General features: G+C 50.0%; 14 protein-coding genes. 2 read left to right on the forward strand and 12 right to left on the reverse strand.

The genetic code is table 11. The annotated features are described in order from the left end of the window. Window positions 1–2 precede the first annotated feature (2 nt). Entirely contained in the window at window positions 3–170 is a 168-nt protein-coding gene (locus ASC85_RS30810; protein WP_014337248.1) for a DUF2897 family protein, read from the forward strand. Between the two features lie 152 nt (window positions 171–322). On the opposite strand, the gene ASC85_RS04740 is transcribed toward ASC85_RS30810, so the two are convergent. Next, on the reverse strand, window positions 323–1,174 hold the full coding sequence (locus ASC85_RS04740) for an urea carboxylase-associated family protein (protein ID WP_057448459.1): 852 nt from the start codon (window positions 1,172–1,174) through the stop codon (window positions 323–325). Window positions 1,175–1,408: 234 nt separating this feature from the next. On the opposite strand from ASC85_RS04740, the gene ASC85_RS04745 reads away from it, so the two are divergent. Further along, window positions 1,409–3,178 (forward strand): calcium-binding protein, encoded by a 1,770-nt coding sequence (locus tag ASC85_RS04745; RefSeq protein ID WP_057448460.1) that lies wholly within the window; start codon window positions 1,409–1,411, stop codon window positions 3,176–3,178. 115 nt (window positions 3,179–3,293) lie between these two features. Here ASC85_RS04745 and ASC85_RS04750 read toward each other — a convergent pair whose 3' ends face one another. From ASC85_RS04750 to ASC85_RS04795, 11 genes are all read right to left on the reverse strand, one after another. Further along, on the reverse strand, window positions 3,294–3,641 hold the full coding sequence (locus tag ASC85_RS04750; protein ID WP_057448562.1) for a ComEA family DNA-binding protein: 348 nt from the start codon (window positions 3,639–3,641) through the stop codon (window positions 3,294–3,296). Window positions 3,642–3,755: 114 nt separating this feature from the next. Then, on the reverse strand, window positions 3,756–5,750 hold the full coding sequence (locus tag ASC85_RS04755) for a polysaccharide biosynthesis protein (RefSeq protein ID WP_057448461.1): 1,995 nt from the start codon (window positions 5,748–5,750) through the stop codon (window positions 3,756–3,758). 103 nt (window positions 5,751–5,853) lie between these two features. After that, window positions 5,854–6,879 carry an MraY family glycosyltransferase gene (locus tag ASC85_RS04760; protein ID WP_057448462.1) on the reverse strand — a complete coding sequence of 342 codons (1,026 nt, stop codon included), beginning with the start codon at window positions 6,877–6,879 and terminating at the stop codon, window positions 5,854–5,856. A gap of 64 nt (window positions 6,880–6,943) precedes the next feature. After that, on the reverse strand, window positions 6,944–7,906 hold the full coding sequence (locus tag ASC85_RS04765; RefSeq protein WP_057448463.1) for a UDP-glucose 4-epimerase family protein: 963 nt from the start codon (window positions 7,904–7,906) through the stop codon (window positions 6,944–6,946). A 17-nt stretch (window positions 7,907–7,923) separates the two neighbouring features. Further along, window positions 7,924–9,051 (reverse strand): non-hydrolyzing UDP-N-acetylglucosamine 2-epimerase, encoded by a 1,128-nt coding sequence (gene wecB, locus ASC85_RS04770; protein WP_057448464.1) that lies wholly within the window; start codon window positions 9,049–9,051, stop codon window positions 7,924–7,926. After that, window positions 9,044–10,054, reverse strand: coding sequence for a polysaccharide biosynthesis protein (locus ASC85_RS04775; RefSeq protein WP_057448465.1), 1,011 nt, complete (start codon window positions 10,052–10,054; stop codon window positions 9,044–9,046). The genes wecB and ASC85_RS04775 overlap by 8 nt, the downstream gene beginning before the upstream one ends. Window positions 10,055–10,087: 33 nt before the next feature. Beyond that, on the reverse strand, window positions 10,088–10,945 hold the full coding sequence (locus tag ASC85_RS04780; protein ID WP_057448466.1) for a dTDP-4-dehydrorhamnose reductase family protein: 858 nt from the start codon (window positions 10,943–10,945) through the stop codon (window positions 10,088–10,090). Then, window positions 10,942–12,186, reverse strand: coding sequence for a glycosyltransferase family 4 protein (locus tag ASC85_RS04785; RefSeq protein WP_057448467.1), 1,245 nt, complete (start codon window positions 12,184–12,186; stop codon window positions 10,942–10,944). Before ASC85_RS04785 ends, ASC85_RS04780 begins: the two co-directional genes overlap by 4 nt. A 14-nt stretch (window positions 12,187–12,200) precedes the next feature. Next, window positions 12,201–13,325: a glycosyltransferase family 4 protein gene (locus ASC85_RS30815; RefSeq protein ID WP_082534318.1), complete on the reverse strand. Its 1,125-nt coding sequence runs from the start codon at window positions 13,323–13,325 to the stop codon at window positions 12,201–12,203. 16 nt (window positions 13,326–13,341) lie between these two features. After that, window positions 13,342–15,270: an asparagine synthase (glutamine-hydrolyzing) gene (gene asnB, locus ASC85_RS04790; RefSeq protein WP_057448468.1), complete on the reverse strand. Its 1,929-nt coding sequence runs from the start codon at window positions 15,268–15,270 to the stop codon at window positions 13,342–13,344. 30 nt (window positions 15,271–15,300) lie between these two features. Then, entirely contained in the window at window positions 15,301–16,362 is a 1,062-nt protein-coding gene (locus tag ASC85_RS04795; protein WP_057448469.1) for a hypothetical protein, read from the reverse strand. Window positions 16,363–16,581: the final 219 nt, after the last annotated feature.

Genomic DNA, 16,581 nt, shown 5'->3' on the forward strand with positions numbered 1-16,581 from the left:
CTATGCCCTGGTATGCCTGGTTGATTCTGATTGTCGCAATCGGCTCGATCGTTGGTGGTCTGATGATGCTGCGCGACACCGCCCACAAGGTCGAGTTGACCGATGAGCAACGCAAGCGCGTTGCCGAGCGCAATGCGGAAATGGATGCGAAGGAGGCCAAGGATCGCTGATTGCTTGTGTGGCGAGGGAGCTTGCTCCCGCTGGGTCTGTAGGAGCTGTCGAGTGCAACGAGGCTGCGATCTTTCCCCTATCAATTGAGTCTGGAGCGAAGATCAAAAGATCGCAGGCTTCGCCAGCTCCTACAAAACCAGCGCCAACTGCATCACCTTTCCCAATCCGCCTTGGCAATGTGCAAGCCATGCAACCCGTTGTATGCCGCCCGCTCAGGCTGGCTCCAACCCTGCAGCAATGAATCCTCCAACCGATAGATCTCAACCCCCAGCGGGCGGCAGACGCTAAGGGGATCCTGCGCATCCGGCCCCCACATCGCCAGCGACAAGTCACCACCCGGGCAGGTGGACAGGGCGCACAACAGATCGATCTCGGCAAAAAACTCCAGGTAATCGCCCTTCTGCGCCGGACAGGCCTTCATGAAGTACATGTCGTCATGATTAAGCCCCGTGCACTGGAAGATATTTAGCACGTCATGCACATCGAACTCCGTCAGGCCGTGGGGCAATACCGCACGGGTCAGGTTCGAGTGGCAGTGATGATGGAAATCCTCGCCGGTCAGCATCTTGTTCACATAGGGATCACAGCGTGTACCCAACAGATCATGGAGTCGTCCACCATGCTCATCGATACCATAACCAGCCAGGCTGTCATCGGTGATGGTCACCAAGGGCCGCAGGAATGGCAGGTTCGACCACAACCGATCATGGGTGCTGACATGGGCGCCCTGAAGCTGGCGAGTGCGCGCCGCCCACAGGCGTTCCCGTGGATCGTGGGCATTCCAGACGTTGAAGTCCCCCACCTGCGGGCCCACCGGGGTCGTGACGCGGAACACATGACCGGCAGGTACGTGCCAAGCGCGTCCGGTGCGGATCGGCACCTCGAACTGTTCCATCAGGGTGCGCTTGTCCTGCTGGGCGCGGATGCGGTCGTAGAAGGGTTTGTCCACTTGCAGGGCGGAACCTTTGCTGACCTGGTAGGCGGCTGGGTAGTCTTTGTACATGGCGCGGGTCCTTGATCAGTGGAGTAATCGTTTATCGAGCAGCTTCCAACCCATCAGCTAAAAGCTGCCTACCTTCTGTCGGATTACCTATATATCGGTGCATGCTCTTGCGACTGGGCTTTAGAATACTACTCTTCCTTGTAGAGGCTGGAAAACGCTAAAATGATAGCAACTCAGCTAACAACCCTAAAGACTACTATTTATGGACAAGTCACTTAATTCGTGGGGTCATTGATGACAAATTACTTTGCTTTACTTGCGGACATTATTCGGGAAGAGTCAGCTGCGAATGGCATGCTACTTCAAGATACCGCTCGTGAATTACTCGCCACCAATACAATTCACTCGGACGGTGAATGGTGGGCCGCTCATGCTAACGACCCCTACTATACAGCCGAACAAATCTATAAAACCGTCATTGGCGACCCAACCGCCGAGAACGTAGAGTTATTGTGTGGCAACATGGTCGACGTATTCAGCGGCGTCTGCGCGGAACTGGGCCTGCAGAAACGTACTATTTGGACTTATTCAGACACCCAAGGTTTTTTCCAAGGTCACACCTACTTGGAAATTTTTAATACCACGACCAACAAATGGGAAATTCAGGACGCCGATTATAACGTATATTACACCGATGTTCGGACAGGTGAACGCATCGGTGTCATGGACATGATGAATGCGGATGATGTGGAATTTTTCATTCCTCACAATTCACAAGAAAGTGGGTGGGCTGAGACCGGTGCAGATGCCTTACGCCAAGCCAATCTCTATGCGGCTCAGATGATCACCTCGGATAACATGCTTTATACCAGTAGCAACAGTCTGAGCGATACCTTGCTCGACAGCATTGCCAACTCACTGAATGGTGTCTACGACTATTCGGTCGAGAATATTGCCGGCGATCCTGAACTTACCCAATTTACGGATAGTGACGCCGTTACCGCCAACGGAAGAGCCATGACGACAGGGACGGCCGGTGCGGACTTTATTTCATACGACGGTAGTACCAACCTTCCGATTTTCGCCAAACTCATAGGTGCAGCGGGTGATGATGTCCTCGCCCTGCGGCTTTCCGCTGGGCAGTTATACGGTAATGAAGGCAATGATGTATTAATTGGCGGGCAATATACCGATCTTTTGGTAGGTGGAACGGGGGACGACTACCTGTCAGGTGGAGGTGGCACAGACCAGTATGCGTTTTCAAAGGGCGACGGCTTCAACGATACCATCGACAGCTTTGGCATAGGTGAAGACAAACTTGTTTTTCTCGGAGTTACTGGTACCGGTGGGACGGGCTCTACACAACTGTCGGAAAAAGAATTTAATTTCCGAATCGATCAGCAATTGACCGAGGATGGCGTCTATCTTCAATATGACGTTGATGGCGATGCTCGTTTTGATGGTGGGATGTGGTTAGAGGGACAAACATCCTTGCTCACCGCCAGTAATGCCACCTTTTCGTTCAACACCGCTCCGCTCAACGGTTTTAATACAACAGCCGTTGCCGCCCCCTCTGGATCCGGATACGCAGAAAAAATTGCCGGTAGCAGCGCACCAGACAAGATTATCTATACCGGTACACTGGGCGCCGAACTGTCCGGCAGCATTTCCGGACAAAACAGTGGTAACGACGTTATCCAGTCTCATTCGGATGCAAATTGCTCGTTGTACGGTCACGATGGAAATGACGTATTGGTTGGGGGCGGCGGTGACGATTTTATCGTCGGCGGCGGAAATAATGATCTTTTGGTTGGTAATGAAGGACGAGACGTTTTCGTATTCACGGCTGGCACGGGTTCAGACACCATTCGAGATTTTGTATCAGGGGAAGACACCTTATACGTTTATGGCTGGACGACCGCAAATCCAATGGTGAACCAAACGCTGCAAACAGATGGATTAGTGGTGACGTTCGACACTGCTGGGGACGGAGCCCATGGCGGCAATATCACGCTGCTTGGCCAGACGACATTGTTGACCAACTCGGACTTATACTTTGGCTAAGCCTTTTAACCAATAACCCATGAATAAATGCCCCATATATCGGGGCATTTATTTCTAGCCTCGACAGGCCACGCTTTCACACAACCTGCAACAATTGCCTTTCTTCAATAAACAGTTAATTGCTTACTTCGATTTTCTCACGATTTGTTTCTAGGATCGACTTGCCAATACCCTTCACTTCCAACAATTCGTCCACCGATGCAAACGCCCCATTGCTTTCACGATAAGCAACAATCGCTTTAGCCTTGGCCTCCCCCACGCCCGTCAGTTCGCGCTGCAGCGTCAGCGCATCAGCGCTATTCAAGTCAACTTTGCCGGTTTCAATTTTCGACTTGACACTCGCTTCCTGCACCAGCGCTGTATTGACAGTCTCCGGGTTTGTCGCTGCTACAGCCGCCCCAACCGCAATTGATGCTCCGGTGAGAAGAGCAAAGGCCAGAGAGTAAAAGTAACCTATACGCATATTGTGATGCTCCATGACAGTGTTTGAGAAAGCAGCTTTCCTAAGCTGCTCCTTAAACCTAGGTCATGACATAGATCTGTCAAAAACTCCTGCGTAACAGGATATGAAAAACGATCATGGTTCCTGGCGACGCTGCTGGTAGATCCAGTCGACGATTTCCCCATCCGGGATATAGCCGCTGACAGTGTCGCGCAATAGTTGGCGAACACGTGCATAGTCATCCAGAGCGACTGCACTGAGTAACTCAGTCAGCTTGAGCTTCAGCACATCCCAAGGTAGATAATCCTCGCTGGCGCTCATGATCATCGGATGTTGAGTGGCTGCCACATTGTCACCAATCAACAACTCTTCATAAAGTTTTTCCCCGGGACGCAGACCGGTAAACTCTATAGAAATGTCTCCATGTGGGTTCCTTTCCGAACGGACACTTAAACCGGAAAGATGAATCATTTTCTCGGCAAGCTCGACGATCTTTACAGGCTCCCCCATATCCAGAACAAAAACATCCCCGCCCTGCCCCATGGACCCCGCCTGAATTACTAACTGTGCGGCCTCAGGAATGGTCATGAAGTATCGCGTGATTTTGGGATGTGTGACCGTCAGCGGACCGCCTGATTTGATCTGCTTGTGAAACAAAGGGATAACCGAGCCGGAAGATCCCAGAACATTACCGAATCGAACCATCGTGAAACGAGTCTTGTTCACACGAGAAACGTTGGTCGTGTCGCCGAATAACACCGGAGCCAACTCTCGACTGAGCGCCTGCAAGGTCAATTCGGCAAGACGCTTGGTACTGCCCATCACATTGGTCGGACGTACTGCCTTGTCGGTCGAAATTAATACGAAGTTGGCAACACCTGCCTGAAGTGCTGCTTGAGCCGTATTAAGCGTACCAATCACATTATTGAGCACGCCTTCGGCGATGTTGTGTTCGACCATCGGTACATGCTTATACGCCGCCGCGTGATACACCGTGTCCACCTGCCAGGACTTCATCACATCCAACAATTTGTCCTGATTGCGTACAGACCCAAGAATCGGCAAAAGACGAATAGACAAAGACTCGCGAGCTATCCGCTGCTCCAGTTCAGACAGAATGCTATAGAGATTGAACTCGCTGTGTTCAAACAGCAGGAGCGTAGTGGGACGCAGCGCCAGGATCTGACGGCAGAGTTCAGATCCGATGGATCCTCCGGCCCCGGTAACCAACACGGATAGCCCCTTGATGCAGTGCTCAAGCAAATCAGCTTGGGCCGGAACCGCATCACGGCCAAGCAAATCAGCGATGTCTACTTCCTGGATGTCGTCGACCTTGACCCGACCGCTGGCCAGATCCATGAAACCCGGGACGCTTCGAACGTGCAGCGGGAAACCTTCCAGGAAGCCAAGAATTTCTCGACGACGGCCGCGGTTGGATGACGGAATGGCAAGGAGAATTTCCTGAGCGCCAGTGTTATCAATCATTTGCTGAATGTGCTTGGGCTTATACACCTGCAAGCCTGAAATGATCCTGTCGGCAATTCCACTGTCATCATCGATAAAGGCGACCGGGCGCATGACTCGCCCCATCCGCAGTGCTGCAACAAGTTGATTGCCTGCTGCACCCGCACCGTAGATGGCAACTTTCGGCAAACCGTCATCTCTATTGGTAAACGGGACGTGCTGAGCGGCACTGAACCAGTCGCCTAAAAAATACTGACGCATCGCCAGGCGTAATCCGCCAATCATGATCAGACTCAACCACCAATAGTTGAAAATGATCGAACGAGGAACGACGTTCTGGTGATTACTGTACCAATACACCACCACGCCCAATATCAAGGAAGACAGGGTGACAGCCTTGATAATGGCGATGAGGGCATCATTGCCAAAATAGCGCATGACCGCACGGTACATGCCAAAGCGAATGAAAAGAGGAATTGCCACGACAGGCGCGCTGACAAAAAGCCAGAGATGCTGAATGAGAGGATTGACCATATCGTCCACCCCCAGACGCACTACAAACGCCATCCACAAGGCGAGCCAGACCAAAGAGATATCAGTCAGTACCTGCAAAATTCGTTTATACCGTCTTGGCAGACTTAATAATTTCGCCCGAATCTTATCCATAACCCCTCTAAACACCTCTCCAAGCTCCTAGCATTAATACAGCTGCTACCGCTTCCGACATCTCACTTTCCAGAAGAAGCAATACTCATCGGCCGTAGGATCATCAAGCATTCTCCGCGATTTCTAACTCGCCTGCATGAAACTTGAAAGCCAGCCATACCAACGGCACATAGGCCAGTACGAGCCCTAAGAAGCCATCGATATATTGCATTGTTACCAATATGCTGATCGGCACTAACCACAACAAATTAATCGCGGCTATCGACAGCGTGACGATTCGATGATTACCGAGTTTTCGTGAGGCGTACTGGTATCCATGACTGCGATGAGCCTCATATACCTTATCCCCACGCAACAGACGTCGTATCAGGGTGAAGGTGGCGTCGACAATAAAAACACCTAGCAAGATGAGCCACCCCCAAAGTAATACCGGATCAGTCCAGGCGGCATGAAGCGACAGCACCGCCAACACGATACCCAGAAAACCACTCCCGGCATCGCCCATGAAGATCTTTGCTGGAGGAAAATTCCAGACCAAGAACCCCAGAACGGCCATTGCCAGCACAAGAGGGGCAATGGCAAGACTGGCGTACCCTGCAATCCAGTAGGCAAGGCAGGCACCGACACAGGCGCAAATAGCCTCTACGCTAGCCAAACCATCAATACCATCCATGAAATTGTAAAGATTAAGCATCCAGACCAGATAGAAGGCGCCGATCACATAACCAAACCAGCCGAGATTGAACTCGTGACCCAAGACTATGATCGGAGCCATTCCGCCAATCCAAAACAATGCCCAGATAGCCCCGCCGAAATGCGCCAGCAAACGCCAACGAGCGGCGATGTGACCATGGTCGTCTAGAAAACCTATTACCGCGATCCAGCCACCGGCGCCAAGCAATGTCGTCGCCACGGGCCAAGCGATGGCATCAGTCCAGGCCAGGATCGGAAGCGCGATAAGGAAGCTCAGAACAATGGCAACGCCACCACCCCGAGGGGTCGGAACGGAATGCGAACTTCGCGCATTGGGGACATCTATCAAGCTGCGTACCAACGCATATTTACGCAATGCGCCCGTGGCCAACAACGAAACACCTACCACTACTGCCAACAACCATATTGTGTTCAAAGGTCCACTTCCTGAAGCAGCCAAAATCAATTTTGCAATTGAACCAGCACTGTCATTAGCCAGCTTATCGCTGCCTTTCCTTGTAGTAGTTGGCAGCCGATAAAAGCGCCTCGTCGACGCTGACCGGCGGCTTCCAACCTAACAACTCTCGCGTTTTGCTTATATCGACTTGCAACGATCCGCACAGCCGCTGGGACAAGGCCTGCTTGCCTAGAATCTGCGCACCTCGTTCCAGCAACACACTCGGCACCGGCAACAAGCGAGCAGGTTTGCCTAAGGCTTTTCCCATCCGTACCAACAATTGCGTCGTGGACAGATCTTCTCCATCACTGACGAGGAAGGTCTGATTTGCCGCAGCCGGATGACGAGTACAGATCACGATCAAATCGGCAAGATTATCGAGGGCGACCAGGCTACGTCGATTATGGATAGCACCAAATGGCAGCGGTACGCCCTTGTCCAGCCAGCGCATCATGTTCAGGAAATTGGCTTTTACACCTGGGCCGTAAACAAGCACAGGACGGATGATCACCACTTCCATTCCGGAATCAGTCGCGATCTTACGCAGTCCTCGCTCAGCCTCCATTTTCGAAATTCCATATGGGTCCACCGGTGCGGGGACAGCGTCAGCGAGATAAGGCTCATTGAGCGGTGTACCCTCACCATTCACTTTGATGGAACTGACGAAAACAAAGCGACGAACCCCAAGACTCGCGGCCTGCCGAGCGAGACTCAGCGTACCCTCGACATTCACTTTGCGGAACGCCTCCAACGGATCGGACTCCGTGTCATTCATCACATGGACACGGGCGGCGCTATGAATGACAACCTCCACTTGATCCAGGGCTTGCGACCAATCGGTATCGCTCTCAAGCCCAGGGGTACGAACGATTGCAATATCCTGCGGATAATCAGGCGAGGCGTGTCCACGAATGGCTGCCACTGGCTGGAGATCGTCAGAAGCCACCAACCGGCTCAATACCGCACGACCAACGAAACCGGTAGCACCTGTTAATAAAACACGCATTTCAAACCTCATCCTACTCAGGATTTCGACCAGACGGTACGATTGATGTAGTCGGTGTAACTCAGCACTACCCGGACTACCTGCTTCGACACCGGACCTGCCTGGTAATCGCGTACGACAGGGATAACGCGCTGATTACGATCATGCTGACTGGTCACCACACGAACGGCATCCAGAACGCCTTCCTCTTTCAGCCCGCTCATAATGAGCGTCCCCTCGTCCATCCCCTCTGGGCGCTCATGCGCATTACGGATGGTGATAGCCGGCAAGTTCAGAAGAGAGGCCTCCTCAGTAATGGTGCCGCTATCGGATAGGACACAGAAAGCCGACATCTGCAGCTTGATGTAATCAAGTAAACCAAACGGCTTCGAGAAGCGAATCAGTGGGTGATCCAACGATTCTCCTATCAGCTCCAGACGTTTGCGAGTACGGGGATGCGTGGAAACGATGATCGGAAACTGATACTTATCGGCCAGGGCACGTAGCGTCTTGAGCATATCCCGAAGGTTCTCGGGAGTATCTACGTTTTCCTCGCGGTGAGCACTGACGATGAAGAATTTATCCTGCTCCAGCCCCTCTCGAACGAGCACGTCGGAGGTAAGGATTTTCGGCATGTAGTAGTCGAGCACCTCCTCCATGTGCGAACCGGTCTTGATAATGGTTTCAGGACGGATCCCTTCGGCGATTAGGTAACGCCGAGCGTGCTCGGTCAGTACCATATTGATATCGCTCAAGTGATCAAGCACCTTGCGATTCAACTCCTCGGGTACACGCTGGTCAAAACAGCGATTGCCAGCTTCCATGTGAAATACTGGAATCTTGCGACGCTTAGCAGCAATGACAGCGAGGCAAGTATTAGTATCACCATAGAGCAAAAGAGCATCAGGCTTTTCGGCCTCAAATACCTCGTCAGCCTTGGAAATCACTTCGGCAATGGTCTTTGCTGCGGTATCGCCAGCGGCCCCCAGGAAGTAATCGGGCTTGCGGATGTCCAACTCGTCGAAAAATACCTGATTCAACTCGAAGTCATAGTTTTGCCCCGAATGAACCAGCACATGATCAACTTGTTTATCAAGTTCAGCAATAACACGACTCATCTTGATCAGTTCTGGTCGCGTACCGACCAACGTCATAACTTTAAGCATCAAGCTTCTCCTGAATATAATCCAGACTCAAAAGAACCTTCTTCACGCTCTCAACATCGAGACGCTCTGTATTATGCGAGGTGTAGTCGTCCAGATCAGAAATCTCTTGTTCGCCTTCAACAAAAAATTTCTTGTAGTTCAGGTCGCGATTATCGGATGGAATTCGATAGTAACGCCCCATGTCCTGGGCCTTGGCCATTTCTTCACGCGAGATCAGCGACTCGTACAGTTTTTCGCCGTGACGGGTACCAATGACTTTGACTGCATTGTCGCGAGAGAACAGTTCCTTGAGCGCTTGGGCAAGATCGGCAACCGTCGAAGCTGGTGCTTTCTGAACGAAGATATCACCTTGTTCTGCATGCTCGAAGGCGTGCAGTACCAAATCGACGGAGTCTTCCAGCGACATCAGGAAACGCGTCATGTTCGGGTCAGTGACAGTCAACGGCTCGCCACTCTGTAACTGATTGATGAACAGCGGGATTACCGAACCACGCGATGCCATGACGTTACCGTAACGGGTTGCACAGATTACAGGGCCCGCAGCCGGAATCATCCGTGACTTGGCAACCATCAGCTTTTCAGCCATGGCCTTGGAAATACCCATGGCGTTAATTGGATAAACAGCTTTGTCGGTGCTGAGCACGACAACGCGCTTTACACCTGAAGCAATGGCGGCGTTCAGAACATTTTCAGTGCCTATAACGTTAGTACGCACCGCCTCCATGGGATAAAACTCACAGGAAGGAACCTGCTTCAATGCAGCCGCATGGAAGATGTAATCCACACCCACCATGGCTTGGGTCAGACTGTCGCGATCACGCACATCGCCAATATAGAACTTGACTTTGTCGTTCGACAAGGCAATTCGCATATCCTCCTGCTTTTTCTCATCGCGACTAAATACGCGAATTTCTTTTACATCGGTATCAAGAAAACGCTTCAATACTGTATGGCCAAACGAACCCGTCCCGCCTGTGATCATCAAAACTTTATTATCGAACATAACCACCTTCCAAAACTTGATTGAATTTAATGATCAACGCAGAGCATGCATCGACTTGACCAATTCCAACCATGAAGGTGGAACGTAACCGGTCGCAGACTGGAATTTTGATGAGTTCAGCGAGCGATCTATAGAAACATTACTATCAGCGACGATATCGATTTCCTTTTCGTATACCTCCGCCACCAGCTGCAGCAGAGACAGCTTATCAATGGGTGCGACGGAAACGTGGTATAGCCCCTGGAGCTGCGGGTTGGGAATCACGTAATCGCGAATAACGCGAGCCAACTCCACCGTAGGGAGTCCCGAAAAAATGGCCTTTTCGTAGCCCTTGACAGACCCGTTCTGGGAAAGGAACCAGTCTACCAGCGAATATTGGCTTCCCAGCTCGTGGCCAATGATAGAGGTCCGGAGGGTGACCGCATTCGGTTCAGAGTGAAGTTCACCTATGTACTTCGATTTACCGTAGAGATCCTCCGCATCGGAGACATCCTCTTCAGTGTACAAGCCCTTGCGGCCAGAAAACACGCAATCAGTGCTGATATGGATCAAGCGAGCGCCGGAAAGCGCACACAATTTTGCAATGCGATGCGGCAGCATCGCGTTGATAGGGAGAGCTGAAAGCGGATCCTTGGCATCTGACAGCTGCTTAATCAACCCGACACAGTTGACGACAACGTCCGGTTTAACCTGCATCAACACCGAAACCAGGCAATCTTGATCAAGTACGTCAACATTACTGATTAACGAATCATGAGTGTCCGCAGAAAAATGTTTTGCGCCACTTGGGTTACGCAAAGTGCCCCACACCTCATAGTGCGGGTTTCCCTGGAATTGCCGGAACACCGTGCTCCCCAGCATTCCGGTAACGCCTAACACAAGAATTTTCATTTCAACCTACCTTTCAATTCGTTGATTCTTGCATCGAGAATTTCAACCAGGCGCTGGCTTTGCCGCTCCATTTCGAAATGCTCGAGGTAGTACGCCCGCCCTGACGATCCCAGCGACTCCCGTTCATCAGAAGTCATGCGGAAAAGTTGCTCAATGTTGCTCGCCATGCCCTCGGCATCCTGCGCTGGACTCGTTAGGCCGGCGTTCGCCTCCCGGATCACGCGGGCCCCCTCTCCATCCAGCCCCGCGATGATCGGCCGCCCTGCCGCCAGGTAAGCCTGAACTTTACTGGGGATGGTATAGGAGAACGTCTCATCCTGCTTCAAGGTCACCAACAATCCCGCCGCACGGCTGAAAAACTGTGGCATTTCGCACGCGGGAAAACGACCGGCAAGGATAAGGTTATCCAACTGCCTGGATTGTTTCTGCCCCTCGATCCAACTCAACATACTGCCGCTGCCGACCAGAACGATTCTGAGTCCGGACAGATGGCGAAGCTTGTCTGCCACCTCGACGAGGGTCTCGACCGACTGCGCTGTCCCTAGGTTCCCCGCGAAGACAAGACAAAAATTGCTTTGAAGCTCTGCCAACAGCTGCGCAGGAATCTGAGTAGCTTCGAGATTCGGAGGTGCGTCCTGAAACGAGTTAGGGTAATACACAACTTTGTGAGGATCGGCATAACGGGATACCGGCTCACTAAATGCCCTTGACTGAACGAGAAGCGTGTCCACGAATGCGTAAATGCCTTTTACCAACCACCCCACAACGCGCAGCACTGATTTATTCTTGATAAATCCGGTCGCACTCAAACTCTCCGGCCAAAGATCTTGAACCCATACAGCCAAATGGCTTTTTAGTTTCCACTTCAAATAAATAGCTGGAATAACAGAGGTGATGGGTGACGGAGCAAAGACAAGAATGGCATCAAAACCTTCGTTCTTTACGGCACCAGGGTAAAATCTTAGACCATTCGCTACAAAGGAAAGGTAGTTTAAGATCAAGTTTTTCGCACCTGACGAACCTCGAGGCCGAAGGGGTGCACGATAAACTCGAACCAAAGACTCATAATTTTCCTCGGTGCACCCCGAAGCAGCATAGCCGTCAAAAATGGCTCCATCCGGATAGTTTGGTTTGCCCGTAAGAACTTTTATGTCATGGCCCTGTACAGACAGATTTTTAACAAGGTCATTTATAATGAACGACTCAGGCCAAAAATACTGCGAAACGACTAAGATCTTCATCTATCAAGCACCCCTTAAAGACGGCCAGTTAAAGCCAATAACTCGCTCCAAGTTCGTCTCGAAGTATTTTCCCAGTCATATTTACTACTCTGCCTGATTGCAGCAAGTGACAAATCCTTTAATACATCCGGCTGACTTAACGCCTCGCTTAAAACTCGTAGTATATCAAGCGAGTCAAAAGGAGAGAAGTATAACGCTGCATCCGCACCAAACTCCGGCATAGGCATTACATTGGAACAGATCATAGGCCTACCGGAAGCAAGGGCCTCAAGCATGATATTCGGGCAATTTTCACACGAAGAAGCAAAGAGGTTGAGATATGCGTGATGGTACAGCGGCGGAAGATCATGATATGGAATAGCGCCAAGCAACACGACCTGACCCTCTAGTCCCAATGTAGAAATCAAGGCCTTGACTCGATCCGCCTCAGACGAATGAGTTTCGCCTACAAGAACCAGTGTAAATTTTTCACGCAACGCTTGGGGAAGTTTACCGTAAGCGTCAACGACCTCATAATGATGTTTATATACATCGAACCTAGAAACATAGAGAATGTATTCATTCGACGGTAAAAAATCGGGACGACTCATCACTTTGCCATGAGTTTTAAAAAGCGACCCGATGCCATGAGGAATAGTGATAGGCTTTTTAATACTAACCAGACTCTCTATTACGTCGCGAGCGTAATTAGAGATAAAAATTGTCAAATCAGCCTCGCTCATACTTTTGAGCATTATCCGATTTAACAACCAGTTCCTCAAACGCTGCAAACCTAATGGAACTGTTTTACGCACCCGCATGTCGAACGGAATCATATTCCGAAACATCGTCGCGACTTTACAAGTCGAGGGTGGGCGCGTGCTCACTACTCCTCCAGGACAGAAAAGCACGTCGGCTTGTTCAAGTTTCAAAATACTCGGTAGTACCCACTTTTCCCAGAGAGCCCTTACTAGAGGATTTTCTGTAGGCCAGGTAGGCTCAACACGACGAACCTTTGGATGAGACGGAAGCTTGAGCGACTTCGGCGCAAATACCAGGATTTCCAGGTCTTCGTGAGCAGGAACAAACTGAAAAAGATTAATTAGATAAGTCTGGCCACCGCCAAGACGGGCAGAAAGAGCGTTAATTACTATTTTCATTTTGCGTCTTCGCCAGTCAAACGTGAGTGTTTTTATCAAGCCATGATTGAAACATTAAAATATTCCATAAATGAAGACTTCGGTCATAGGTTCCATTCTGATGTTGAAGCCAGGCGGTTCGTACTTTCTGAGTATCAAAGTAGCCCTCTCGTCGAAGCCTATCTTCGGATAAAAGATCCCCCGCCCAATTTTTCAAGGGTCCTCTCAGCCACTGTGCTAGCGGAATAGAGAATCCCGCCTTCGGTCTTTCGAATAATGAAGTTGGTACATACCGACCGAGCAGCTCACGCAACGGCCACTTGCCCTTCCCATCCTTAATCAACTGGTGCGTTGGCAAAGAGAACGCTAGCTCAGCAACTCGGTGGTCGAGCAAAGGTGCTCGTGTTTCCAAGCTAGCACTCATCGAACCGCGGTCAACCTTAACTAGCAAATCATCAGGTAAATATTGAGAAACATCCCACCGACGCATTTCCTCGATGGAATTGTCGGCAGACTCCCACATCTCAATCTCACGTTCCATTGTGTCACAACCCAAAACCACTTTATCCATAGATTGCCACTGCGACATCAATCCGGTGTACATTTGAGCTAAACTTTCAGAGCCCAGCAGCTCTGACATTTTATAAATTCGACGGCCATTGATCTTTGATCGCAGCGCCTCAGGTAAAACAGCGCATACATTATCCCACCCTTTGGAAGAGAGGGATCTAAGTGGATAAGCCAGGCTTTGACGAACAATTAATGGAAGCTTTTCTATTTTGCTCCATAACTCAGCGGTAATTTGATAACGTGGATACCCAGCGAATAGTTCGTCACCGCCATCACCTGAGAGAGCAACAGAGACATGCTGCTTTGTCATCCTGGAAATCAATATAGTAGGGATCTGGGATGAATCGGCAAATGGCTCATCATAAACCTCAGGCAGGCTGGGGATTATAGATAAGGCGTCATCAGAACCGAGGTAAAACTCAGTATGATTTGTCCCCAGATGCTTGGCGATCGCTTTAGCATAGGGTGCCTCATCAAATTCCGGCTCATTGAAACCAATTGTATATGTGTTGATACTCGACGTACTTTGCGCCTGCATCAAAGAAACGATCAGACTAGAGTCGACGCCACCCGATAGAAAAGCGCCCAGCGGAACATCAGAGACCATCTGTGACTTTACGGCGGTAGATAAGCGGTTGCCAACCATATCTACCACTTCTTTGTCGGAGGCCCGGGTCAACTCCGCTTTCAACTCACTATTCTGTTGTAACGCCCAGTACCGAACTGGCTTAGTTAAGCCCGCAGACGAGTCAATAACCAAATAATGCGCTGGCTTTAGTTTCTTAATTCCTTCGTATATCGATTCCGGAGCAGGAACATACCCATATCGAACAAATTTTGTAAGCGCGTAGCGATCGATATTCAACTCACCACCAAAAGCGGCTTTGATCGCTTTCAATTCGGAGGAAAAAACAAAACGATGACCGATAAATCCATAATAGAGAGGCTTTTCACCCATTCGGTCCCGAGCAATTGTTATAGACTTGGTTAGCTTGTCCCAAATCGCAAATGCAAACATTCCTACGAGCTTATCTAGAACTGTTTGGAGCCCCCAGGCCTCAATGGCAGCAAGCAATACTTCCGTATCCGAATGCCCCCGCCAAACGCAATTATGTCCTTCTAACTCCAGTTGGTGACGTAACTCGTTAAAATTATAGATTTCACCGTTATAGACAATAACAAAACGCTCGCTATTGGACACCATAGGCTGACTGCCATGGGCCGATAACTCCAGAATAGAAAGGCGTCGATGACCTAACGATACCCCATTCTCAGTATCTGTCCAAACTGCTCCATCATCAGGCCCACGGTGCAACAGCGCCTCTACCATTTCGGCAACGGTGGCGGCAACGTATTGATCCTGCTTCCACCCAACAACTCCAGCAATTCCGCACATACTGACTCTCTCAATCCTTATAAAATCACTTTATCGCACGGCCCGGAAGAGCTTCATAGCTAGAAACAATCCTAACGCCATCACATAGAACACCAATGCGTTCAACAAGTATATTTCGCCGTACCAGACCCAGTGCATAACCGAGGCGCTACAAAGCATATATAGAAAAAAACGTAAAAAATCGTCATTTCGACACTGGGCGTCTATCAAACGCAGAAAGCAAATACTGATAAAACCGTTCAGGAATACACCCAACAGACCAAAATTTTCAAACGCAACACCAGCCACGTGAATACCACCGAGCCCAGTAATATAGTACCAAAGAGCAGGGTTATCAACCACAATGGGCTTATCCACACCTAACGCCGAATAAATGGGTGACGGCGCAAGCGAAAGAAACATATCGAGGTAAGTTTGTCCGTAACGTAAATGCTCTCCCCCCCAGAAGTCTGTAAGTTGTTCAACCAAGGGCAGTATAATTGCATTCCACGAATTAAATAAAAAATACTGAGCAATGTTGGCTGATGTCAACTCTACATCCATGCGACTCATCGAAACAATCACCCCTGTTGCGAGGAGAAAAAGCATCAGGCAAGTGACTATCGCCAGAATTTTCAGCTCAATAAGATGTCGATATCTAAACATCATCCCAAGTATGTAAGCGACAACCAATACAACAAAATCACGATCACCTGTCATTGCATTAGCGACACAATAGGAAATTACCAGCATCGCAGAAATCAAAAACATAGACCGCGACGGATAAGCAAGCGCCAGGGCCGAAACCATTATGATAGAGAAAACAACTACTGACTCAACACCCGCAAATGTGGCGAGCATCGCATCTGAATTGAGCAACCTGAACAATATGAAAAATATAGATACCCCAAAAAACAAGATACCCGCCAACTTGAAATCCATTGGTGAGAAAAAAGAAGTCCGCCCCGTTGTAGTTTTATAGGCAGGCATTAATAGTGAGAACAAATAAGCGACGAAGGCACCGGTCACCCCCAGAAACCAAACCAGCGCTAGCCTAAAAACCAAGGGATCGTCCAGATAAAACTCATACCCACCAATGGGCCACAAAATCACGGTTTCGCTCCAGAAACAACTCGTAAGCCCCAAAAATGGCACCGAGTAACAAACCGTGTATAAGGCAACCAAATAGCGCCTGGCCATCAAACACAAACAACCCGACAGCAACAATATCAGTAGCGACAGAGAAACGAGCAGTATAACCATCAGCTTAGACCAGAAAATAAAATAAGTAGGATGGACGAGCTACCCGTCTCATGCCCCACCGCAGCATAA

This window comes from Pseudomonas sp. Root401 (assembly GCF_001425105.1).
Lineage (GTDB): Bacteria > Pseudomonadota > Gammaproteobacteria > Pseudomonadales > Pseudomonadaceae > Aquipseudomonas > Aquipseudomonas brassicacearum.